Raw genomic sequence first — 21,562 nt, forward strand, 5'->3', positions numbered from 1 at the left:
CGCTTCAGTGACGGCACACGCGGTTGGCATGTTTCGAAGCTCAGCTCAAAACCCTGTACAGCTTCTGCGCAGTCTTGCCGAAGATCCAGGCGCGGTCTTCCTCGCCGAGGCTGGCGAGCCCTTCTTCAGCCGTCGCCAGAATGTCCTTGAGTGCGCCGGGCGAGGTCGGGAAGTTCGAGCCCCAGGCGAGGCGCTCCGCGCCGAACGCCTCGACCACGCGCGGGAAGAAGGTCTCCGCACTGGCCTTCTCCTTCTTCACGTCGCCGAAGATGCGAGGCGTGAGCTTGAGATAGAGGTTGGGCAGGTCGGCCATCGCGAACAGGCTGGCGGCATTGGCGTAGGGCGGCCCGTCGAGCACGTCAGGGCGGCCGAGGTGGTCGAGAATGATGTTCGCGGTCGGGAATCTCTCGGCCAGCATGCGCACTTGCGGCAGGCCGATCGGCCCGGTCTGGATGCACATGGACAGCTTCAGTTCGGCGAGCATTTCCCACGCCTTGAAGGACTTGGGATTATCGAGCTCGCCAGGATCGAAATCCTTGGTCGAGCCGCCGGTGAAAATGCGCAAGCCGGCAAGGCCTTTATCGGCCCAGGCCTTGATCACTGCCGGTACGTCGTCGGCCAGCATATCCACGGAACCGACGGCAATGAGCCGATCCTTGTAGCGGTTGCAACTGTCCACCACATAGCTATTGTCGAAGCCGTAGGTCGTCGATGAATGCACGACCGCGGCCTTGGCGACGCCTGCCACATCCATGGCTTCGATCAGCGCCTCCACGGTGTTGGGCCGCTCCTGCGACCAGTCCGAGCGCTTGCCGAACAGCGGCGCGGGCGGGTAGCGCTTCTCGTCGTCCGAAATGATATGCGGATGAATATCGATGATGCTCATGGTCTCCCTCCTGTTATTCGCCTGCTTACAGGCCCTTGGCCTTGAGGTGCTTGTCCAGGCGCGGATACACGCGGCGCGCATTGCCCTCGAAGATGGCATGCCGGTCGGTCTCGCTCAGCGCCGCACAGGCGTCGATGTAGCGCTTGGTGTCGTCGAAATATTCGCCGGTGTCAGGGTCGCGGCCCCGCACGGCGCCGACCATTTCGGAGCCGAACAGCACGTTGCTCGCCGGCACGACCTTGGTCAGCAGTTCCACGCCGGGATGATGGTAGACGCAGGTGTCGAAGAAAATGTTGTCCAGCAGACCTTCGAGCGGACGCTTGGCGATCTCCAGCGACATGCCACGGTAGCGGCCCCAGTGGTAAGGCACCGCGCCGCCGCCGTGCGGGATGACGAGGCGCAGCGTCGGGAAGTCCTTGAAGAGGTCGCTCTGCAGCAACTGCATGAACACCGAAGTGTCGGCATTCAGGTAATGCGCGCCGGTGCCGTGGTGACATGGGTTGCACGAGGCCGCGACGTGAATCATGGCGGGCACGTCGAGATCGCACAGCGCCTCGTAGAGCGGGTACCACTCGCGGTCCGTTACCGGCTTGCCGGTCCAGTAGCCACCGCTCGGGTCGGGATTCAGATTGCAGCCGACGAACCCCATCTCCTCAACACAGCGGCGCAGCTCGGCCACGGAGTTTTTGGGCGGCGCCAGCGGCGACTGTGGCAACTGACAGACAGGTACGAAGTTGTCCGGGTAGATGTCACAGACGCGGCGCACGAGGTTATTCGACACCTCGGCCCACTCCAGGCTCGTGCGCTCGTTGCCGAGGTGATGGCTCATCAGGCCGGCGATCGGCGAGAACAACGTGAGATCGCCGCCGCGCTCCTTTTGCAGGCGCAACTGGCCGTTGCCGACACCCTCGCGGATCTCGTCATCGGTCACGTGTGCTCCCGAGACAGACGGCGCATTGGCCGGGTCGTTGGCAAACTCGATCTGTTTGGCGCGCCAATCGCGGAAAGAAGCCGGGACGGTCGTGAAGTGGCCGTGGCAATCGATAATCATGTTTCTGGTTTCCGTGCGGGATTCAGACGCGGGGATCGACGAACAGCTCGCTCATGGACATGCGCCGCGGCGTCAAGCCTTGCTTGAACGCGGTGGCTTCGAGCGCTTCGATGGTCTTGCGGTTTTCCTCGATGCCGTACGGTAGCGGATCGTGGCCGACGATCTTGCGCAACTCGAGATACTTCGCGTTCTTCTTGTCGGTGAGGTCACCCGCGTCGAGACGAGCCAGCCACTCCTGCTTGGCGCGATCGAAAGCGTCGTAGATCGACTTGGCCACCCAGGGATGCTCGGCGAGCACCGAATCCTTGACGACGATCGTGCCGTGCATCGGGTACACGCCGGTGCGGGCGTAGTACTCGGCCTCCAGCTCGGCCGCGTTCGGGAACAGATCGGGATAGTCGGCTTCGACTTCCTTCCAGCCGCCCGTCGGTGCGCCCGTGCGGCCAATGCCCGCATTGGCGCCGAACCCGGCGACCAATTCGCCCTTCTCCATCATCTCCGCCAGCGAGGTGCCTTCCGGTGCATGGATGACATTCGGCGGCAGCTTCAATTGCGTGACATGTTCTTCGTCATCCACCACCCAAGTCACCTTCGACGAATCAAGACCGAATTCGTCCATCAGCACCTGACGCGTCCATGCGCCGGTCGTGACCGAATAGGCGCGCACGCCGACCTTCTTGCCCTCGAGATCCTTGGGCGTCTTGATTCCCGCGTCCGGGCGCACCAGCAACCCGGCGTGATGGAAACGACGCACAACAAAAATGGGCAGCGCGACGAAAGGCGCGCCATAGGCGCGGGCAATGATGTAGGTGGTCGGCGCCAGTTCGCACACGTCGAATTCGACATCGCGAACCATGCGGCGAAAGGCGCCGATTTGCGGATGGACTGTGATGAACTCGGCGTCGACGCCTTCGATAGGGATCGAACCATCACGGATCGCAGCGGTGTGCGGGTGCTCCGCAATGGCGATCTTGAGATGTACTTTGCTGGTCAACTTCGTCTCCTTTGAACTGAACAAATTGATGAACCTGGCGCCATTTGCCGCTCGAACCTCTCGTGCGGCAAGCTGCAAGGCTGATCGGGTGATCTCGTTGACTACATCATCTTTCCCGCAAGGTTTTCCGTCTATTGAATTAAGCTGCAAGTGCCTTAACCAATTGGTAAAGTCTTCGATGGCACCGTGCGCGGCGAGGCGCCGTGGCCCGTCAGCATGCGTTGAGCCGCTTCTTCAAGGCACGAAACCATGAGTTGCGCGCTAGGCGTCAGGCCGCGATTGCGATTCCACAGCACGCCCGCCGGGCGAAGCAGTCGAGGCAGACTTAACGGAAGTGTATGTAGCGGTTGCGTGCTATCGCTGGCAGGCGTGTCGGCCATCACGGCAATGAAATCCGATATCTGCAGTTGTGCGCGCGCGACGTGAATCGAAAGTGTCTCGATGTAGTTGTTGGTGAGCGGCACGTCGTGCGCCTCCAGAGCGCGCTCCAGTGGATCGCGCAGGATCGAACCCGGTGGCGGGAGTATCCATGGGTAGGGGAGCAGGTCCGACCAGGCCAGCGTTCTTCTGCGGGCCAGCGGGTGGTGACGGCCCGTCATCAGGGTCACAGGCTCCTCCAGAAGCTCCATCTCCTCGAAGCTTCCCAGCGTGTCGGGCGGCGGCAACCGGCCCACCACCAGGTCGAGGTGGCCTTGCCAGAGCTCAGGCAAGAGCGAGGCCGTGGTGCCCTCGTTCACTACCACGTTGGTTCCGGGTGACCGCTGTTTCAGCAGGCTCAGCGCCTGCGGCAGCAGTACGGAAGCAGAGGCCGGCAACATGCCGATGCGAACCTTGCCTTCCGTCCCGGAACTCAGGGCTTTCAACTCGTCGCGAGCCTGGTGCAGGATCGTCAACATCGAGCGCGCGTGCCGAATCAGACAATCGCCGTACGGCGTCGGGACCAAACCTTGCGAAGTGCGCGAGAACAACGTGAGCCCGAGTCCCCGTTCGAGTTCCGCCAGTGACTTCGACACTGCAGGTACGGTCACATGGGTGACGTCGGCCACCTGGGTGAGATTGCGGTACGTGTCGATCGTCACGAGCAGGCGCATGTGCCGCGCCTTCAGGTTGATCTGCAGATACCAGTCAAGTGCTGACACGTCGTGTACCTCTGCGGTTTTGTCATCTCGTCAAGGAACGTGCACGGATAACGGCAAGGCTATCGAACAACCCGGCGCGGGATGGGCTATCAGCCCTTGGGCTTAAGCGCGTGCAAACTCATGCCGAGCGAAATCGAAGTGAAATAGCCCACCGTGATGAGCAACTCGGCAATCACCGCGCGGCCCAGCCCCGTCTCGTACCGGGCAAAGCTCGCGTCGTCGATCACGCCTCCTGCGAGAATGTCGCAGACAGCGTCGCAGACCAGACCCAAACGCCCATCGTCGCCTTCGGGCCGCCGCGTCTCCAGGATCGCCGTGACCACCGGCTCGGGAACCCCGGACTTCAGTGCATGCCGGCGATGGTTGGCAATGACATAGGGCGCGTTCCAGAAAACCGCGGTGGAGAGAATCGCGACTTCGCTTTCCGCTTCGCTGAGCACCGGAGAATGATCGACGTGGGTGCCGATGATTTCCATTCCTTCGGCCAGATGCGGGTTGTGCAGCCAGATATTGAACGGTGTTGGAATCCGACCCCGCCCTTCGCCCAAACGTGCAATGACTTTTTTCTGCTCGTCGGTGGCCTTCTCCGCGTCGATCTGCTCGAGTCGATTGTCCATCATGCTTTCACCTTCCAGTAAGAAGCGGCCGAAGCAGGAATCCAATCCGGCACGCTTCGTGTCAATAGGAATACTATGCATCACGTCAAGGATTTATGTCTCGATCGATGCGTTCAACGCGCTGCCCCACCCGGCAATCGAGCGGAGTAGCCAGTCCGTCAGGTACCACCAACAGCCAGTGCCGGATATAACTGCCCCAGCAAGCTGTCCGGCCAGGGAATATGGATGATCTGATCGAAGATCGCGTAGAGGAACGCCGTCACGCAAACCGCGAGGATCAGGCTGAGCCGCCACGACTCGCGGCCCTCGATGCGCATGTAGGCGACGATCATCAACGGCACCGTCGGGATTAAACCAATGAAGGCCATGCAGGCGAGAAACGCGAGGAACCAGCCAAAAAACCGCGCGGCTCGCATCAGCGTCACCTTGTTCGGCAGTTTCTCTCCGTGGTCGCTCGAGACATCCATATGGATGCCGCCCGCGGCATGCGACAGTCCTGCCTGTGCCGGAATGACGAAGATCTTGTAGGCGAGGCTGACGGTCCCGGCGATCACAAGAATGCTCGCGACAACGGTCGGCCCGATTCGAGCCATCAGCAGCCATCCCTGCGAAGTTGCCAGCATGTAGAGCCCAATGCCGATAAAGAAAACATAGACGAGGTCTTCGAGCTTGAGGGCGATCTTCCCGCTCGGGCGCACGTGTGCGAGCCCGCCGCCGCGCACCAGCTTGAAGAGCGGTTTGAAAAAGACCAGCGCCGCGAGAATGAGCAGAACCATCACCACCGGCCGAGTCACCCAATCCGTGCCATAGCGCACGAAGGAGATCGACATGTAGCGTTCCATCAGCACGCCGAGCACGAGACCGAGGATCAGTGGCGGACGCGCCCATTTCAGCCGCTTCATGGTCCAGCCGATCAACCCTGCAATGAGCAGCACGAACAGGTCGCCCCAGCTACGCGAACCCTGGAACGCGCCGACATAGATGATCGGCATGATGACCGGCAGGATGAGCGTGTAGCGCAGCGTCGAGATCTTGGCGAATTGCCCGCTGAGCAGGAAGCAGAGGCCGGCTCCGAAGATATTCGCCAACGCGATGGACCAGACCATCGAATAAGTCAGGTCGAGATGCTTGGTGAGCATGTCGGGCCCGGGGATAAACCCGTGCACCATCATCGCACCAAGCAGGATGGCTTGCGCCGCGCCGCCCGGTACGCCGAAAGACAGCATGGGCACGAGGCTGCCGCCCTCTCGCGCGTTATTGGCCGCTTCAGGGGCGATGACGCCGCGCACGTCACCCGTGGTGAAGGTTTGCTTTGCACCCTTCGAGGTCTGCAACGCATGCCCGTAGGCGATCCAGTCCGTCACCGCCCCGGTAATGCCCGGAACCGCGCCGAGAACCGAGCCAAGCGCGCCGCAACGAAGTACGAGGAACCAGTTGCGCAGCGTGTCGACAACACCTTGCCGCATCCCTTCACGCGAACTGAACTGCACATTTTCGGCAATTGCCGTGCGTCTGATGGCGAGTTCGCACAGTTCGGGCAGCGCGAATATGCCGAGGATGATCGGCACCAACGGGATACCGTCCTGCAGGTAAAGGAGATCTCCCGTCCAGCGCATTTGCCCGGTTGCGACATTAGTGCCGACCATGCCAACCAGAATACCGAAGCACGCGGCAACCACGCCTCTCAGCGGCGCGTTGCCAGACAGTGCCGAGACCATTGAGACGCCGAAAATCGTGAGTCCCAGCATTTCCGGCGTGCCGATGGAGAGGACGAAAGGCCGGACCAGCGGCAGCGAGAACGCGAGGATGATTGCCCCGATCAGTCCTCCGAGCAACGAGGAGGTGTAGCACGCACTCAACGCGCGCGCTGCTTCGCCGCGTTTGGTCATCGGTAAACCGTCGAGCACCGTGGCCTGCGAAGCCGCATGACCCGGAACGCCGAAGAGTACCGCCGGTATCACGTCCGAAGTGGTGATCACAGAAGCCATGCCGAGCAACATCGCGAAGGCCGCATACGGATCCATCGTGTAGGTGAACGGCACGAGGAGTGCGAAGCCCGTGAGTCCGCCGATGCCGGGCAACAGCCCGATCGCCAGTCCGACCACCACGCCGAAGACAAGAAAGATGAGGCGGTTGAACTGCAAGAGCGCCGTCAGCGCATGGCCTGCTGCCAACAGAGTTGCGTCGTTGTAAAAATGCATGCGTCATCCTGATGAGAGAGCAGGCTCAGTCGGCTCACGCGGTGAGCCAGTAGGGGTCGAAGATTTCTGCACTGAATCGATTGAAAACGCAGTGCTAACTCTTCAACGTCGCGCCAGGATCAGTCGGCAAGCGCAGGGTAAAGAACTTTCGCCGTGCGGCCCCAGACCCATGCGCGCTCCTCCTCGCTGAGACTTGCGAAACAGGCGTGCCCTTGATCGATCAGCTTTTTCAACGGTCCTGCGGAGGCCGGATAGTTCGAGCCAAAGGCCAGATGATCCGCCCCGAACACCTTCACCAGATGCGGGAAAAACGCGTCCGCCCCGCCCGGTGCCGCCTGCGCAAGATCAAAGGTCCGCGGCGTGATCTTCAGATAGACGTTGTCGTACTTCGCCAGTTCGAATAGCGCCGCGCAATTTGCATAGGGCGGCCCATTGGCCAGATCGGGCCTCGCGCAATGATCGAGGGCGATCTTCACGGAAGGAAAGCGTTCGGCCAGTTCAGCCACCATCGACAAACCATCCGGCGTCGTCTGCACGACCATGGTCATGCCGATTTCGGCGCAGCGTGCCCAGATCGGGAAGGTCGCCGGATTGAGCAGCCAGCTGCCGTCGCTCTGGTGAGTGGCACCGCCGGTGAAAAGCCGGATTCCGCCCATTCCATGCTTCAACCAGTAATCGAAAGTCTCCAATGCGTCGGGGGCCAGCAAGTCGAAGGAATAGACACCCGTGAAGCGCCTCGGATGCTGCGCCACGCTGTCAGCCACATAGGCGTTATTGTGACCGTAGGTCGTCGATGAGTGCACGATCGCGGCTTTCGCCACGCCGGCTTCATCCATCTCGGCGATCATCTGCTCGAATGTGACCGGACGCGTGGCAGACCAGTTCGAGCGATGCCCATGCTGAGGCGCGATCGGGTAGCGGACCGTATCCGTCGAAATGATATGCGGGTGGATGTCGATGATTTCGGGTGTCATGTGATTGGACCTCCTGATGGATTGCTGTCAGTCACCCCAGCGAGGTTCATGACATTCTCATTGCCGGGTTAGAGCCAGCCAGGACCGCTCGCAAGCAGAACTGGCAGCCGCACTCGCCGGCCGCGTTCAATGTGAACTGAAGATAAGCTTGCGCGCGCTCTCGAGTTGCGATTCGGGCGTGGCGTACAGCTTGCTGACGATCTGTTCCACCGCGCTTCCATCGATGGCATCGACTGGAAAGCCCGAATGCTTCATTGCCTCGATGAACTCGGGATCCGCGATCGTCTTTGAAAAGGCCTCGCGAAGCGCATTCAGACGATCCGCAGGCACGTCTTTCGGCACAGCGATCGGCCGCCCCGCCTGAAAGGGCAGCAGGAACAGGTTGAAGAGCGCTTTGTCGTCTGGTTTGGTGATGTAGGCACTCAGATTCGGGACATCCGGAAACTCCGGCGGGCTTGTCCAGCCTAGATGCAGCAACACCTTCATCTTCCCGTCAGCGAGCATCCTCACGGGTTCGCCCTGCTGAAGTCCGTCGATGGTCGAGGCCCAGCCGTCGACTTCGCCGCGCTGCATCGCCAGATAAACCTCGCCGCGGCCCGTATAGCCCGGCACGATGCTCATTTTGGCGCCGATGTACTCATCGAGTAGCGCCGGCAACGTTCTGTCTTCGTTGGCGTAGCCTGTCGCGCCGATATACATTTTCTTTGTGGTGAGATCACTCGCCGTCGTCACACCGGATCGGGTCATTGCAACCAGACAGTATTCGACCTTGTTCAGACTGCCGAGCCACCTGACTTGCCGCGGATCGAACCGGTTTTGCCTCGGATCGAGTAGCGGGATATAAAGGTTATTGCGTTGCAGGAAGCCGATCACGGTACCGTCATGAGGCTGTCTGGACTGGAGCGAAGCCGCCGCTACCATTCCTCCAGCTCCGACTACGTTCATCACCACCGCCTGCGGATGCCCGGGAATGTACTTGACGAAAAAGCGCGAGAACTGCCGCGCAATGATGTCGGTCGGCGTGCCTGCGTCAGCGCTGACAACCAGGGTCAGGGCTTTGCCGTGATAAAACTTTTCGACAGACGGATCAGGAGCTGGCCCGGCAAATGCCGTTGCGGCAAAACTCAACAGCGCCGCGCAAGCGCATATGGCGGTCCTGTAGTTCATAGTCGTCCCTGTCTCCTTGTATTGATCCGCAATCCGCCATCGTGACGAGTCGGAGATGGTCTCCGTGGTCCGGATGGATCGCGTTGCCGTCCGCTTATGAGTGGACGCAATCAGATTTTGCCAGCCCGCCAAACCGGGTCAATTGAGAAAAACCGCCCAGGGTTTGAGTAAACGGTTAAGGCTCGCGCGCCGGCACCGCGCGCGAAGGGACAGCCCGCTGCTGAGGACTAGTCTTGTCGACGGATACGGTTGGCGCGTCCCTGCCCTTTCAGTTCGAGAAGCCTGGCGGCCTCTTCCAGGCAAGCAACCATCAGCTGCGCGCTGGGCGTCAAGCCGCGATTGCGATTCCACAGCACGCCCGCCGGGCGCAGCAATCGCGGCAGGCTTAACGGAAGCGTATGAAGCGGCTGCGTGCTCTCGTTGGCGGACGTGTCGGCCATCACGGCAATGCAGTCCGAGACTTGCAAATGCGCGCGTACGACGTGGATCGAGAGCGTTTCGATGTAGTTGTTGGTGAGCGGTACATCGTGCGCTTCGAGAGCCCGCTCCAGGGGATCGCGTAGAATCGAACCGGGCGGCGGCAGGATCCACGGATAAGGGTGAAGATCCGACCACGCCAGGGTTTTCCTTCGCGCCAACGGATGTTGACGGCCGGTTACCAGCGTCACGGGCTCCTCGAGAAGCTCCTTCTCCTCGAAGCTGCCTAGCGTGTCGGGTGCCGGCAGGCGGCCCACCACCAGGTCGAGCTGACCTTGCCAGAGTTCAGGCAACAGCGAGGCCGTGGTGCCCTCGTTCACCACCACGTTGGTGCCCGGCGAACGCTGCTTCAGCAGGCTCAGCGCCTGCGGCAGCAGCACGGAGGCAGAGGCCGGCAACATGCCAATGTGAATCTTGCCCTCCGTCCCTGAACTGAGGGCCTTCAACTCGTCGCGGGCCTGATGCAGAATCGCCAATATCGAGCGCGCGTGCCGAATCAGGCAATCGCCGTACGGCGTGGGCACCAAGCCTTGTGTGGTGCGTGAAAACAGCGCGAATCCCAGGCCCCGCTCGAGTTCCGCCAGAGACTTCGACACGGCGGGCACGGTCACATGAGTGACTTCGGCGACCTGGCTCAGATTGCGATACGTGTCGATCGTCACGAGCAGGCGCAGCTGCCGCGCCTTCAGGTTGAGCTGCAGGTACCAGTCAAGCTCCGACACGTCATATACCTCTCTTCGGGGTTTTACCAATTCGTTAAGTCTACGGCAATTTTACTCAATCGACTGAAGGGGCAACCCGCAGGCACACTCCGAGTGCGCGCGTCGAAGCCGTTCGTCGCCGCACGCCTATAACTCGCTGGTTCAACCAGCGCACGGAGACAGCCCATGCCCCCCACCTTCGACCGCCGCCGCTTCCTGCGAAGCGCCGGCCTTCTCGGGCTGAGCGTTGCTACGAGCGGCATCGCCGCGCCGTTTATTGCGCGAGCCACCACCACCCAGATTCGGATCGTCAGCAATCCGGGGCTGGAGAACGCCACGCTGAACGCGCTCATGGACGAGCAAGGCTATTTCAGGCAATTCGGCGTCGACGCCGCGATTGTCGAGATGCCCGGTGTCACCGGCCCCTTCGATGCCATATCCGCTGGTGCGGCGGATGTCTGCATGGTATCCGGCTACAACATGGTGTTATCGCGTATCGCGCAAGGCGCGAGGGTCAAGATCGTCGGCGCCGGTATGAAAAAGTGTGCGCTGACAGTCTTTGCGAGGCCCGCTGCGATAACAACGCTCACCGATCTGAAGGGCAAGACGGTCGCGGTCGGCCCGAGACTGGGTTTGCTTCACACACTGATGCTGCAACTCATGAAAGAAAAAGGCATCGACGCTTCGCAGGTGAATTTCGTCGACCAAGGCAGCAACGATCAGTGCCACGAGGCGGTTGTCAATGGCGAGGCAGACGCCTGCTGTTCGAGCATCTCGCATCTGAACGACAAGGACGGACTGGTCGTGATCAACGAGGCCAACATGTGGCAGGCACTACCCAAATGCACGTTCCAGACTGCCTACGCATCCAATTCCGCGATCAGGGAGAAGCACGAAGGGATGGTCGCGGTGACGGCCGCCTATGGCGCGCTCTATAACTACCTGATGTCGCCGGGAGCGCATGACGCCTTCTTCGAAGCGCGCAGACGCGCCCAGAAGAATTTCGACAAGACGTCGGCTCAGGCCACCTGGGATTTCAATCAGATGCAACGGCCCTATTCCAGAGACCTGACGCTCACCGGCGGCGACATCGGCTATCTGCAAGATATGTTCATTGGTCTTGGTAGCCTGAAGCAGAAGCAACCGTTCGCCGCGGTGGCCGACATGTCGGCGGCGAGTGCCGCGGCGAAGCTGAGCGTCTGAACGCCAACTGCGAATAGCCCCGGACTTCGTCACGTGCCTCCTCGTGTCGTGTCGGGGCGATTCGCAGGGGTGCCGCGCCGCGCCGCAAAGTCAGAACGTATGCCTGATACCCGCGATGATGGAAATCTGCGAGCCGCCAGCCGGCGGCGTCGGGACAGGCGTAATGGTGGTCGCCGAAAGAGCGAGATTGCCGTCGTTATGAATGCGCTCGCCCGTCAGATAAAGGAAGGTACGCTTGGACAGCAGGTATTCTCCGCGCAACACGAGCACCAGCGCCTTGTTGGGCGAATGGTCGTATTTGAGGTCCGCCACCATGCCGTCGACATAGAAGAACGGGGTCACCGGCACGGTGCCTGTCACCCAGAACAGATTGCTTTTTGGCGTCTTGAGGCCTTCGTCGTCGCGCCGGATCCAACCCACGCCGAACTTGGCTTGACTGATCTTGAAGTAGCCGCCCAACGTGAACCGGCTGTCCGTGAGCTTCGGTGAAGTGAGACCGCCGAATGTCCCTGACGTGCCGCCATAATTCCGCTCGTAGGAACTGGCGAGGCCCCAGGTGTGCCCTTCATATTTGGCCATCATCGAATATTCCCGGCATTGGTTCGAAGGTGACGCTACGCCCGGGCAATCGGCGGCAGCAGCGGTCGCCGGGTCACCGTTGACGGCATCACGGCCGAAACTGTAGTTCACTCCGGCTTCGAAGTTGCCAAGGAAATAACGGTAGCTGACGGAACTATCAGCCCGCGCATTAGCAATTCCGTTATCGAGCGTGGTGAGACCTTGGGCGCCCGTTCCGAATGGGTTGATGAAGGAAACCGCATAAAACCGCATGGTGTATTGGCGGCCGAACGTCAGACGACCGTATTTTCCGTCGAGGCCGACATAGGATTGCCGACCGAACAGGCGGCCGCCTTGCCTCGACGTACCGTTGCCAGGCATAAAGCCGCCTTGCAGGTCAAAGATGGCCTCCACGCCTCCGCCGAGATTTTCGCTACCGCGAATTCCGAAGTAGGACGTTGCGGTACCGTCCCCTGTGCGATATGCATTGGTCGTAGCAGTTTTACCCTTGGCTACGTTGTTGACGTACTCCACCCCCTGATCGATCAAGCCGTATAGCGTCACCATGCTTGCCTTGGTGGGCGACACGCCCTCGTCTTCAATTTGCGCCCATGCTGGCACCGCGCTCAACAATGCGGCACAGGCACATAATGCGGTCTTGTAATTCATGATCTTCACTGTCTCCTGTGGTGCTTCACGATTTGCTCTGGTAGCGAGCCCGAGACGGTCACCGTCCCGGTGTGAACCACGTTTTTCGTTTGTTTGTAACGCAGTGAAATTTTGACAGTACGTCGCCGCCGGTCTATTGAATAAAACTGCGTTCGGCTTGAGCGAACAGTTAAGGCTTGCCCGGCCGTAGACCGAAGTAAAGTGTCAACGTTTCGGCAGTAATTGTTGGCGTTCACAACTAATGCTAGCCGTGTTCACAGGAGCGCTAGCAAGTTCAGTAACGCCGCTAGCGTAGCCGTCTGTTTGGTGGAAACCGAGGAGTTCGATAGCGCGATATTGCCCGAAGCGCTGTGCCGAAGTTGACAGCTTTTCGAAAAACCGATGCTGGGACCGTCTCCAGCAGACTATGGTGCGTACTGCAATATTCGGCTGCCGGATCGGGCCATTCCTTCTCCCACCGCAGTGCCGAAACGTCGGCTTCGTTGACCACGAGGCATCTGAAGCAATATTCAAGGTAACGCTGGTCGACCAACCATTCGGGCGGCGTCTGGATTGCGGCCAATTTCCCCGTCGCCCACACGGGCTAATTTCGAGAGTCGATCTAGCGGCGATGCGGCGACCGGAGGAAACAATGTCCACCCGGCTTCGCCAAGGTTCGGCAGTCCCAGCCCTGTGCTTGTCTCCCAAAGCATGCCCATGCTGATCTCGTAACGCGTCGCAACTCGGCCCAGCCAGCTGCCAAATGCCTCTTCGAAAAACGGCCGAGGAGCAATTGGCCATGGCGTGACAGGATCACGCATGTTCGCGAGCGACCCGTTCGAGGTGTGAGATACCGATGAACTCGTCACCGTTTCTGATCGACAGTTCGGCTGCGTCGTTCAGGATCGTCGAAATGGCGCCCGTCAGACCACCGCTCAATTCCAGCACGTACTGGACGATCTCGCGTCAAAGGCCTAGCGTCCGAGTGAGCTAGAACCTGAGAGAAGGCAAGCCCCTACCGAACCTTGCAATAACGCACGGAACCCCGGCACGAGATGAGGGACGCGATGTACCCCTAGCAGCTTCGTATGTGTTTATGGAGAAACGCTGAGCCCCCCTTGCCGACAGTTTGGCCCGCACCTTTAGATCGCCGCTCAATTGGCCTAGGATAGAACAATTGAGGCGTCACAGTTGGCTCGCCGAACGACGACAAGGAGCGACATGCCATGCAGCTGATCCCATGGAATACAAGGCATCGACGATCATGCCGCTCGCCCCGGTTTCCCATCCCAGGCTACGCAGCAACAGCGATAGTCACGCACCGGAACGGCAAACGCGAAATTTTTGGCATTCCTGGTTACTTCGCATCCGAGAGTGCGGCATGCAGGTTTGCCATTGAATACGCAAAAGCCCATATCGACGGTCGGCGACGTCCGAGGCCGCCGTTTTCCCTTCGGTAAGTCTGCGCTGGCCGTTTGTGCCGTTGAAGTTAGCGGCGCAGGATGTCTTGCACAAATGCCGGAGAGATTCCGGATGCAAAAAAAGCCGCAGACAACGGCCGCGGCCTGAACACACACGCCGCGCAAGGAGCGCTGACGTTGGTTTGATGCTACACGTCCCCGTGCTGAAGCAATCGGGTATCCCGTCTGAATATTTGCGAAAGGCCGCATTGCCGCGTCTGTCGCGGGGCGAGACTGTGCCATCGCTGACGCAGGCGTTGCGGAATGGCTACAGCACCAGTCGCCCGGCCTCAGGATCATGTATCCGGACTTTCATCTGGCCGGAGCCTTCGCCACTACATCGTCCTGCCATGTCGAAGAATTAGCCTCCGTGCTGGCAAGGTTAACGTCGTGCGCATCGATCCACTCAATCGCCCACTGGTGCGCGACCTCGATCGCCTCGTCTGCGCTATCGAACCAGGCAAGATTGCGTTCGATGTGCATTTCAGTGTCCACATCATCGTCCGGCGATGCCCGGATGATCCACGCATGGGCGAAGAACTGTCCAAGCGAAAATTCCGGGGTTGCATCGATGACCCAACCGCCGTACTCGTACTCCATGGTCACCTCCGGTACCCAACCCAACTAATCGAGATTCGAAAAGAGAAAACATGGATTTATCAGATCGTAGTTGCTACGCCTCCAAGGTTGAACTCGCTGACTTCAGGGGCGGTGCGGGGCCAGCGAGTTGCCCCACCTTGGGTTTCGTTATAGACCCTCCAGCGAAGCGCGTATGTGGTTGCTGGGATGGAAAATCACAACAAATGCGACAATTTGTTTCTCCCCTTACTACGGCCGGGCTGATGACCTGACTAAGTTTCCCCAGTAATGGTGAGCGATCATCCATGCAAGGAGCACGGCAATGAAGATTCAGTATTTCCTTGTGGCGGCCGCCGTCGCCATGATGACCTGCCCGGCATTTGCCCAGCCACAGACGTCTGTGGAGATCACAAAAGGAACCGACAAGACCACCGTGACAGGAACGGCAACGGTCATTGCCACGGTCGTCGCCATTGACCCCGCTACCAGGACCGTCACGCTCAAGGACAAGAACGGCCGCGTCGAAAACGTTGAGGCGGGCGAGGAAGTGCGCAACTTTGATCAGCTCAAGGTTGGCGATGTGGTCACCACCGAGTACCGGGAGGCGAGGTCTCTAAGTCTCAGGAAAACAAGCGGCCCGCGGTCTGCCACGGAGCGGCAGATCGTGCATCCGGCCGCGTCCGGAACCGAACCGGGCGGCACAATCAGTCGTGAGGTGACAGTAGTTGGCGATGTCGTTGCCGTCGACGCAAAGGGGACACACGTCACCATAAAAGGGCCACAGGGCACGATGGATGTATTGGTGGACCCAGAGCAGCTGAAGAACATTCGCAGGGGTGATCAGGTTGAGATTGTGCACACCGAAGCGATTGCGATATCCGTCACGCCCGGAACGAGCAAGTAGTCACCGGGAGAGTTCAGGTGCCGCGTTTTGCGCCATTCTGACAAAGTGAGACCCGCGTCCCTTGAGCCGAGCTGCTGACGGCCAGATTTCGCCTTATCTGACCCAATCGGTCGACGCCACGGCGGACACTCACGACCATGCTCACGCTCGTTCATGCAGTGCGAGTACTTCAGAGTTCCTAACACGCTCTACATTCAAAACCGGTAGCAAGCTCGGCCACCTCAAGGGCCGTCATGGCCAAGAAGTCGGCGACAGCCAACAGTCCACGATCTTCAATGGCTCTTGTGGCTCCGATAGCGGCCGGTCTTGACTTTCGGTAGGTTGACCGGGTTGGGTCGACTTGAGGCGGTCGTGCCGATCGTGGGCCCCGTTCACGAAGCCCACAATCGGCTAGGGACGCACTTTCTCCGGTTACAAACAGGCGCCGTGACAGTGCGTTGAGATAATGATACTCATCGTAATAGACTGAATTTTGATGACTTAATTCTTTGAGTATCATCTTGAAAATTCGGTGTGCGGCGATACAAGCAGTTGCTCGATTGAGGGTTGATTGACGTCTGACCTCGTCCACGTAGCCCTGAGCACGCGGTGGAGCGTGCGGGCGGACATCGAACAACCTTCAAGAGAGGGCGCCGCACGGGGCTCCAGCAAATTGGGCGTGCAGTCAGACCAACGCTTATCCTTCGCCTCTCTGACCGTCCCGGCGAGCTTTGCGGCGATAACGGGTGTTGAGACTTGAACCTAGTCCACACGTTGCGCGAGCGGCAACTTTAATTATGTAAAATTATCGTACAGTGCTTATTTGCGCCCGTGACATCCGGTTCGTTTACGATTGTGCCCGTTTTGAATAATTTTGTTCTCGGCCTCTAATCTGGACCGGGCGCCGCGTGATATTGGCAATTTGTTTTTTTCCTCGCAAAGGCACTTCCGCATCATATCGTTGCTGGCGTCGTTCGCTGCTTTCGCGGTCGACTTCGTCGTGCGACCGTTCGGGGCGCTCGTATTCGGCCATATCTACGAGAAATTCGGTCGTCATGTCGCGCAATGTACCTCAGTCGTCTGTGTGGTCGTGCCCACATTCATGATGGGTATGCGACCTATGCGCAAGTCGACGTGGTGGCACCCATTTTGCTCGTCCTGTTGCGCTTACTCCAAGGACTCGCCGTGGCGGGAGAGATGGGCACCTCCGTGACGTTTCTCGTCGAGCAAGCGGGTGACAAGCGGCGCGGCCAGATCGGTAGCGCCGCGCTCTGAACGCTGGCCGGATTTGCAATGGGTGCGACGTTCACAACGCTGTTGAGCGCGCAGAAGCTATCACCACCTGGGGCTGGCGAGTTCCATTCCTGAACGGGATCGTGATTAGCGCAGTTGCTGTCTCTGAGACGGATGATTCCTGAAGGAAAAGTACGGCAAAGACAGCAGCCTCCCATGGCGCGAATCATTGAGGACGCAATGGCGCATGATGCTGCTCCTCTCGCCATGAATGCAGTCGGTTCGGTGGGTTTCTACTTGTGTTTTGTCTTCGTGACGACGTACCTTCGGCAGACCGAGCATATGGTGGCATCCAATGCGCTCGACATCAGCACACTGGCCGTCTTCATTCAGATTGGAACGTTCCGGCTCGCACCCGCGCTCTCAGACAGATCGGAAGGCGACCGTTTCTACTGACTGCAGCGGCCAGTTTGCCGGTCCTCGGCCTGCCGCTATTCCTGGCTGATGCGCCACCCAGATCCGATGCTCGCGGTCACGGGTCAATGTTTGCTGAGGCGTTGATCGGCTGCTTCGTCGGGGTCGCGCCCACGTACCTGGCGGAACTTCTGCCGGGAGGCATGCGATGCACGACTGTTTCGCTCGCCTACAATACGGGTGGGTTGCCGAGTGGTTGATGGAAGACGATATGTTCCCGCTATGCTTGTTGCCTCTTCCACGGGTGACTGTTCGTTGCGGTCTCGACTTTGACTTTTGACTGCAAAGTGCTTTTGCGGTCTTTGGCTGCATTGCGTTGGCAGGACTGTATACTTTGCTGCAGACCGTCGAATGGCTTTATATCAGCCTCAAGGTAGCAGGCGGTGCCTACCTTCTTCTGATCGGCGTCAGAATGTGGCGCGGTGCACGCAGTCCATTTACTGTCGGCAATACACGTCCGTCGGAATCCAGAAGCGTCGGAAGATCATTCGGCGCGGGGCTCGTTACGCAACTGAGCAACCCGAAGACCGCCATTTACTACGGCAGTATTTTTGCTGCGTTGCTTCCGCAGCATCCTCCGCTCTTGTGCTACTTTGTTCTGCCGCCTCTCGTGTTCCTGGTTGAGGCCGGCTGGTACGTAATTGTCGCGCTGTGCTTTTCGAGCCATGGTCCCCGAGAACTCTATCTGCGGCGGAAAATGTGGGTCGATCGGATTGCGGCGGAAGCAATTTCCGCACTCGGATTGCGCCTGATTTTCAATGCGAACAAAGCAGGTATCTGACATGGTTGGAGGGTGTGCGGTTCTGGGCGACCGTCCAGTCGCTGGATGTGCCGTTCTATCTGCACCCGCGCAATCCCCTACCCAGCCATGCACCCATCTATCACGGCCAACCGGAGTCGAACCGACCTAAGCGCGTATGACGCCCTCAACTGGGTTTGAAGCCCGTTCTTTTCCGCGCTGCACGGGTTCTGGAGACCGAACTCCGTATTTTCGCGGTCATGTGGATTGCGGTTTGGGAACTCGTTGAATCGACCGAGCGCGCCCCCATGTATCGGCGTCTTTTTTCCAGGAATCTGATTCGCCAGGGTTGAGGATCATTTTGCCCGGTTCGCCATCGACCGGCTTAAATCCAATATGAGCGTAAATGTTCTGCCCTCCATCATGTCCGTGCTGTTGATTGGCACTGACATCGACCAGCGTGACGACCCCTTGCATGCCACGCTTTTGCGACTCGTTGACCGCATGTGCGATCAGTCGTCCTCCATTTCCCGAAGTGCCAGGGTCGGTCGCGATGGTTTCAATCTTCACGGCCTTACTGTCGTGATCGACGTCCATGGACATCACCCCAACAGGATCATTGCTGCCGTCCCTAAGCACATATTTATCGCCTTTCCTACCATACTCCGCGAACATCACGGCAGCTTGGTTCGCCTTCTCTGCCTTCCCTTTGGCGTCGTTTATTATTTCGTTTTGCTGAGCAAGCTGATTCTTCCGATCCATCGGTTTTATCTGTTTTTTACTCAACGACGTCAGTCTATTCCTTTCCTCTATTGCCGCCTTTTCCCTTGCTTTTTCCGATTTTCTCAGGTTCTGCATCTTTAGCTCCAATTGCTGGGATACTTCCGCGAACTCCTGCTGTGTCACCTTTTGCGGCGATGAATTCGATGCCCGACCTGTCTCGGCAGCGCCGGCCAAGATCGATGACGATGCCTGGATACCAGATGGAGGCACGGCAAGCATCTCGGATTTTGAACTACTCATTGCCAGCGCAGAGCGTCCTGCGGTCGAGGGTTGTGTCGTCCGAGCGTCTGGATGCCTGGTCTGTAACGGACCAGTCGATTGGCGAAATTGAGCAGGCTGTCGAGGAGAAGCCGAGCCCCGTCGCTCTTGCCGTTGAATCTGCAGCAACTGATCAAGATGAGGCCCAGCTGGCTTACTCTGCAGAGGTCTGGTTTCAGGGGCATCTGTCAGATTATTGCTCCGCCGTTCGCCACCCTGAGACAGCCCTCTCGTGCCTTCGAGGTCAAGTCCATCCGCTCCGCTGCTGAGCGGGTTAGTTCCCGAAATTTTTGGAAGCATTGGATTACCCATAGTGTTGTCCCATACAGAGTCTTTCACATTCAGGGCGCAGGCACCAATCCGCGTGCGAACTGAGATGCCTCGGCGCGAACCATCATCCAGGAGGTCCCCCTTTACTCTGGCCACTCTGCCTCATTGCTTCGCGCGAACCCTGCCCACGTGCCACTAGTTCACCCTTGCACCTGTTCACCGCAGCCTTGAATGACTTGCGCGCTGGATGTGGATTGCGATAACTTGAACGTTCAGTCAAAAACCATCGTTCCTGATGCGCTCTTCCAAAGATATCGGAAAACGATGGAATATTTCGGCAACGCGGGTTGTTATCAAACACCATGCTTAATTCATATCCTTTTAGACACCCCGATACCTGCGAGCCCCTCCAATGATGAATCCGGTGGTCGAAAACGCAGCTGAAATTGGCAAGGAGTTAGATCGTGTTACCGCAAGCCGCTTGTTCATCAATTCAGCGAGACTTATTCGATTTCTCCGCTTTACGGTCGACACAGTACTCAATGGGCATGCTCATCTTCTGAAGGAACATTTCATCGGCACCCACGTGTATGACCGTTCGACGACTTACGACCCCCGAATAGACCCTGTTGTCAGAGTTGAAGCACGGCGGCTGCGGCAGAAGCTTCGCAAGTATTACGAGACTACCGGCAGTTCAACCGAACTAAAGATCGATTATCCGATCGGCTCCTATGTTCCAGTATTCCTGGTCAATGGAAAGGCGCCAGGCGAGACCGAGTCGCGCATACAGGCGAAGCGTACTGACGAAGCAGACCTGTACATTGACGGCGACGGAATGTTCCTCGCGATATTCCCTTTTGTTTGCCAGCCTGGCACGGAAGAAGATGTTCGCTTCTCAACCGCGCTTACTGACGAACTGATTTACCGGTTCAGCTTGTCATCTGGCTTCCGGGTCGCAGCCATTACGCACAGCTACGAAGAAGCACATTCAATTTCTCCCGCACACAGGCTTGCGACTGATCTTGGCGCCCACGCCTTCATGCAGGGCCAGGTGAGATCGAACGGCGATAGGTATCGAATCACGATTCAACTTTACGACTCGGCTGGCTTCGGGGTCTGGACTGATCGATTCGATCTGTTGGATCACGCGACTCCATGCGTGCCAGACCGCGTTGCCTGCGCGATTGCTGCACGATGTCACCTCGACTACTCGCTACTCAGATCGATGACGGTCTCTCCAAGTCTAGCCGCGGTCCGGGCACTCGGCATCGCCGCTCGCGCTAGACGAGAGATTGACGAACGAGATCCGGTCACCGTGAGCAATACACTTCGCCTCCTCAGCGCGGCCGTTGCAAGATGCCCGAACGACACAGGATTGCATTCTGCTTTGGCAGACGGTCATGTCGAACTTTTCCTCAGCGGTGCGACTACTTACGAAGTGGCCTATGAAGCTGCAAAGCCAGCGGTGAACCGTAGCCTCGCCCTTGACAGCATCTCATCGGCGGCCAACTGTGCAGCTGCAGCGGTGCAGGGGTGGCTTCGATGGAACTGGCCAAAGGCCATGGAGCATGTTCGGCTAGCGTTGAAGGCCGGGGCCTCGGTCCGAGCTTTTTATCTGTATGCCATGTTGCTCACTTACCATGGTCAGTTTGATGAAGCGCTCAAACAACTCAATCGTGCCGCAGATCTCGACGCGTTTTCTCAGTCGATCACAACGGCGATCGCGCACACTCTTTTTCTCGCGCGCCGGTACGAATCGCTGATTGAAGCTTTTCCAGAGAAAGATAGCGCTATATGGCCCATTGGCGTCGTCAGATACCTGGGCTTGGCGTACGCAATGACTGGCTCTCGCGAGAAGGCGATCCAGCTGATCGAACGGCTGATCGAACCTGCTTTGCTGTCCGTTCCGCACCGTACTGTTTTTGCCGAAATGGAGGCGTGGGCCGGGCACCCTCGCCGGGCCTCCCTGATGTTAGGAGACTCGAACATCGCGCCGATCGAAAATGCGCTGCTGGCCGTGGCAATTGGCGACCATGCAACCGCGATCGCCTCCCTTGAAGTCGCCCGGAGGAGGCGCAATCCAATAGTCCTTACATTGCAATCTGACTCACGTTTCGACGCTCTCCGTAGGTACGACCGATTCAGGAGCCTCGCAAAGCAGAGTCGTGTGGTACTGGAGTAGCAACTCGCGCGATTGCTGCCGGTTGGCTCTACCGGAGCAATCTTTAACTCCAGGTGACCTTGGTAACGTTATCTCAACGCTACCA

19 protein-coding genes and 1 pseudogene are annotated in these 21,562 nt (G+C 58.8%); 6 read left to right on the forward strand and 14 right to left on the reverse strand.

Features of this window, described 5'->3' with window-relative positions:
- Positions 1 to 40 precede the first annotated feature (40 nt).
- The 9 genes from PQQ86_RS32470 to PQQ86_RS32510 form a co-directional block, all read right to left on the reverse strand.
- Entirely contained in the window at positions 41 to 886 is an 846-nt protein-coding gene (locus PQQ86_RS32470; protein WP_408276500.1) for an amidohydrolase family protein, read from the reverse strand.
- A gap of 25 nt (positions 887 to 911) precedes the next feature.
- The gene (locus PQQ86_RS32475) at positions 912 to 1,937 is read right to left on the reverse strand and encodes an amidohydrolase family protein (protein ID WP_408276503.1); all 1,026 of its coding nucleotides are present in this window, start codon (positions 1,935 to 1,937) and stop codon (positions 912 to 914) included.
- Between the two features lie 22 nt (positions 1,938 to 1,959).
- Complete coding sequence (locus tag PQQ86_RS32480) at positions 1,960 to 2,931, reverse strand: ABC transporter substrate-binding protein (RefSeq protein ID WP_408276506.1); 972 nt, start codon at positions 2,929 to 2,931, stop codon at positions 1,960 to 1,962.
- A 155-nt stretch (positions 2,932 to 3,086) separates the two neighbouring features.
- Entirely contained in the window at positions 3,087 to 4,070 is a 984-nt protein-coding gene (locus PQQ86_RS32485) for a LysR substrate-binding domain-containing protein (RefSeq protein WP_408276508.1), read from the reverse strand.
- An 89-nt stretch (positions 4,071 to 4,159) separates the two neighbouring features.
- On the reverse strand, positions 4,160 to 4,732 hold the full coding sequence (locus PQQ86_RS32490) for a carboxymuconolactone decarboxylase family protein (protein WP_408276511.1): 573 nt from the start codon (positions 4,730 to 4,732) through the stop codon (positions 4,160 to 4,162).
- A gap of 113 nt (positions 4,733 to 4,845) precedes the next feature.
- Positions 4,846 to 6,888 (reverse strand): tripartite tricarboxylate transporter permease, encoded by a 2,043-nt coding sequence (locus tag PQQ86_RS32495; protein WP_408276513.1) that lies wholly within the window; start codon positions 6,886 to 6,888, stop codon positions 4,846 to 4,848.
- A gap of 119 nt (positions 6,889 to 7,007) precedes the next feature.
- Positions 7,008 to 7,862: an amidohydrolase family protein gene (locus tag PQQ86_RS32500; RefSeq protein WP_408276514.1), complete on the reverse strand. Its 855-nt coding sequence runs from the start codon at positions 7,860 to 7,862 to the stop codon at positions 7,008 to 7,010.
- A gap of 126 nt (positions 7,863 to 7,988) precedes the next feature.
- Positions 7,989 to 9,029, reverse strand: a complete 1,041-nt coding sequence (locus PQQ86_RS32505) for a Bug family tripartite tricarboxylate transporter substrate binding protein (RefSeq protein WP_408276517.1) — start codon at positions 9,027 to 9,029, stop codon at positions 7,989 to 7,991.
- A 227-nt stretch (positions 9,030 to 9,256) separates the two neighbouring features.
- Entirely contained in the window at positions 9,257 to 10,228 is a 972-nt protein-coding gene (locus PQQ86_RS32510; RefSeq protein WP_408276520.1) for a LysR substrate-binding domain-containing protein, read from the reverse strand.
- 165 nt (positions 10,229 to 10,393) lie between these two features.
- Here PQQ86_RS32510 and PQQ86_RS32515 point away from each other — a divergent pair, with 165 nt between their 5' ends.
- On the forward strand, positions 10,394 to 11,410 hold the full coding sequence (locus PQQ86_RS32515) for an ABC transporter substrate-binding protein (protein WP_408276523.1): 1,017 nt from the start codon (positions 10,394 to 10,396) through the stop codon (positions 11,408 to 11,410).
- Positions 11,411 to 11,500: 90 nt separating this feature from the next.
- Here PQQ86_RS32515 and PQQ86_RS32520 read toward each other — a convergent pair whose 3' ends face one another.
- The 3 genes from PQQ86_RS32520 to PQQ86_RS32530 all read right to left on the reverse strand — a co-directional run bounded on the left by PQQ86_RS32520 (position 11,501) and on the right by PQQ86_RS32530 (position 14,676).
- The gene (locus PQQ86_RS32520) at positions 11,501 to 12,637 is read right to left on the reverse strand and encodes a porin (RefSeq protein WP_408276526.1); all 1,137 of its coding nucleotides are present in this window, start codon (positions 12,635 to 12,637) and stop codon (positions 11,501 to 11,503) included.
- 792 nt (positions 12,638 to 13,429) lie between these two features.
- Complete coding sequence (locus PQQ86_RS32525; RefSeq protein WP_408276529.1) at positions 13,430 to 13,564, reverse strand: hypothetical protein; 135 nt, start codon at positions 13,562 to 13,564, stop codon at positions 13,430 to 13,432.
- 824 nt (positions 13,565 to 14,388) lie between these two features.
- Positions 14,389 to 14,676, reverse strand: coding sequence for a hypothetical protein (locus PQQ86_RS32530; protein WP_408276531.1), 288 nt, complete (start codon positions 14,674 to 14,676; stop codon positions 14,389 to 14,391).
- Between the two features lie 301 nt (positions 14,677 to 14,977).
- Between PQQ86_RS32530 and PQQ86_RS32535 the strand changes: the two genes are divergently transcribed.
- Entirely contained in the window at positions 14,978 to 15,559 is a 582-nt protein-coding gene (locus PQQ86_RS32535) for a hypothetical protein (protein ID WP_408276534.1), read from the forward strand.
- Positions 15,560 to 16,385: 826 nt separating this feature from the next.
- Here the strand turns inward: PQQ86_RS32535 and PQQ86_RS32540 are convergent.
- Entirely contained in the window at positions 16,386 to 16,595 is a 210-nt protein-coding gene (locus PQQ86_RS32540; protein ID WP_408276537.1) for a hypothetical protein, read from the reverse strand.
- An 8-nt stretch (positions 16,596 to 16,603) separates the two neighbouring features.
- Here PQQ86_RS32540 and PQQ86_RS32545 point away from each other — a divergent pair, with 8 nt between their 5' ends.
- From PQQ86_RS32545 to PQQ86_RS32555, 3 genes and pseudogenes are all read left to right on the forward strand, one after another.
- Positions 16,604 to 16,813: a hypothetical protein gene (locus PQQ86_RS32545; protein ID WP_408276539.1), complete on the forward strand. Its 210-nt coding sequence runs from the start codon at positions 16,604 to 16,606 to the stop codon at positions 16,811 to 16,813.
- 174 nt (positions 16,814 to 16,987) lie between these two features.
- The gene (locus tag PQQ86_RS32550; protein ID WP_408276542.1) at positions 16,988 to 17,227 is read left to right on the forward strand and encodes a hypothetical protein; all 240 of its coding nucleotides are present in this window, start codon (positions 16,988 to 16,990) and stop codon (positions 17,225 to 17,227) included.
- A gap of 319 nt (positions 17,228 to 17,546) precedes the next feature.
- Positions 17,547 to 18,026: pseudogene (locus tag PQQ86_RS32555) on the forward strand (LysE family translocator); the annotation flags it as partial.
- A gap of 216 nt (positions 18,027 to 18,242) precedes the next feature.
- Here the strand turns inward: PQQ86_RS32555 and PQQ86_RS32560 are convergent.
- Entirely contained in the window at positions 18,243 to 19,007 is a 765-nt protein-coding gene (locus PQQ86_RS32560; RefSeq protein WP_408276545.1) for a GNAT family N-acetyltransferase, read from the reverse strand.
- A gap of 700 nt (positions 19,008 to 19,707) precedes the next feature.
- Here PQQ86_RS32560 and PQQ86_RS32565 point away from each other — a divergent pair.
- Positions 19,708 to 21,477 carry a hypothetical protein gene (locus tag PQQ86_RS32565; RefSeq protein WP_408276547.1) on the forward strand — a complete coding sequence of 590 codons (1,770 nt, stop codon included), beginning with the start codon at positions 19,708 to 19,710 and terminating at the stop codon, positions 21,475 to 21,477.
- Positions 21,478 to 21,562 lie beyond the last annotated feature (85 nt).

Origin of the sequence: Paraburkholderia sediminicola, assembly GCF_046026675.1 — a bacterium.
Lineage (GTDB): Bacteria > Pseudomonadota > Gammaproteobacteria > Burkholderiales > Burkholderiaceae > Paraburkholderia > Paraburkholderia sediminicola_F.

What these genes read in the sequence shown, in the direction of transcription:
- PQQ86_RS32535 (WP_408276534.1), top strand. Translation starts at nt 14,978, where the DNA reads ATGAAGATTCAGTATTTCCTTGTGGCGGCCGCCGTCGCCATGATGACC.
- PQQ86_RS32470 (WP_408276500.1), bottom strand. Translation starts at nt 886, where the DNA reads ATGAGCATCATCGATATTCATCCGCATATCATTTCGGACGACGAGAAG.
- PQQ86_RS32520 (WP_408276526.1), bottom strand. Translation starts at nt 12,637, where the DNA reads ATGAATTACAAGACCGCATTATGTGCCTGTGCCGCATTGTTGAGCGCG.
- PQQ86_RS32495 (WP_408276513.1), bottom strand. Translation starts at nt 6,888, where the DNA reads ATGCATTTTTACAACGACGCAACTCTGTTGGCAGCAGGCCATGCGCTG.
- PQQ86_RS32505 (WP_408276517.1), bottom strand. Translation starts at nt 9,029, where the DNA reads ATGAACTACAGGACCGCCATATGCGCTTGCGCGGCGCTGTTGAGTTTT.
- PQQ86_RS32550 (WP_408276542.1), top strand. Translation starts at nt 16,988, where the DNA reads ATGGCGCGAATCATTGAGGACGCAATGGCGCATGATGCTGCTCCTCTC.
- PQQ86_RS32530 (WP_408276531.1), bottom strand. Translation starts at nt 14,676, where the DNA reads ATGGAGTACGAGTACGGCGGTTGGGTCATCGATGCAACCCCGGAATTT.
- PQQ86_RS32500 (WP_408276514.1), bottom strand. Translation starts at nt 7,862, where the DNA reads ATGACACCCGAAATCATCGACATCCACCCGCATATCATTTCGACGGAT.
- PQQ86_RS32565 (WP_408276547.1), top strand. Translation starts at nt 19,708, where the DNA reads ATGATGAATCCGGTGGTCGAAAACGCAGCTGAAATTGGCAAGGAGTTA.
- PQQ86_RS32475 (WP_408276503.1), bottom strand. Translation starts at nt 1,937, where the DNA reads ATGATTATCGATTGCCACGGCCACTTCACGACCGTCCCGGCTTCTTTC.
- PQQ86_RS32560 (WP_408276545.1), bottom strand. Translation starts at nt 19,007, where the DNA reads ATGAGTAGTTCAAAATCCGAGATGCTTGCCGTGCCTCCATCTGGTATC.
- PQQ86_RS32515 (WP_408276523.1), top strand. Translation starts at nt 10,394, where the DNA reads ATGCCCCCCACCTTCGACCGCCGCCGCTTCCTGCGAAGCGCCGGCCTT.
- PQQ86_RS32540 (WP_408276537.1), bottom strand. Translation starts at nt 16,595, where the DNA reads ATGACGACCGAATTTCTCGTAGATATGGCCGAATACGAGCGCCCCGAA.
- PQQ86_RS32545 (WP_408276539.1), top strand. Translation starts at nt 16,604, where the DNA reads ATGTACCTCAGTCGTCTGTGTGGTCGTGCCCACATTCATGATGGGTAT.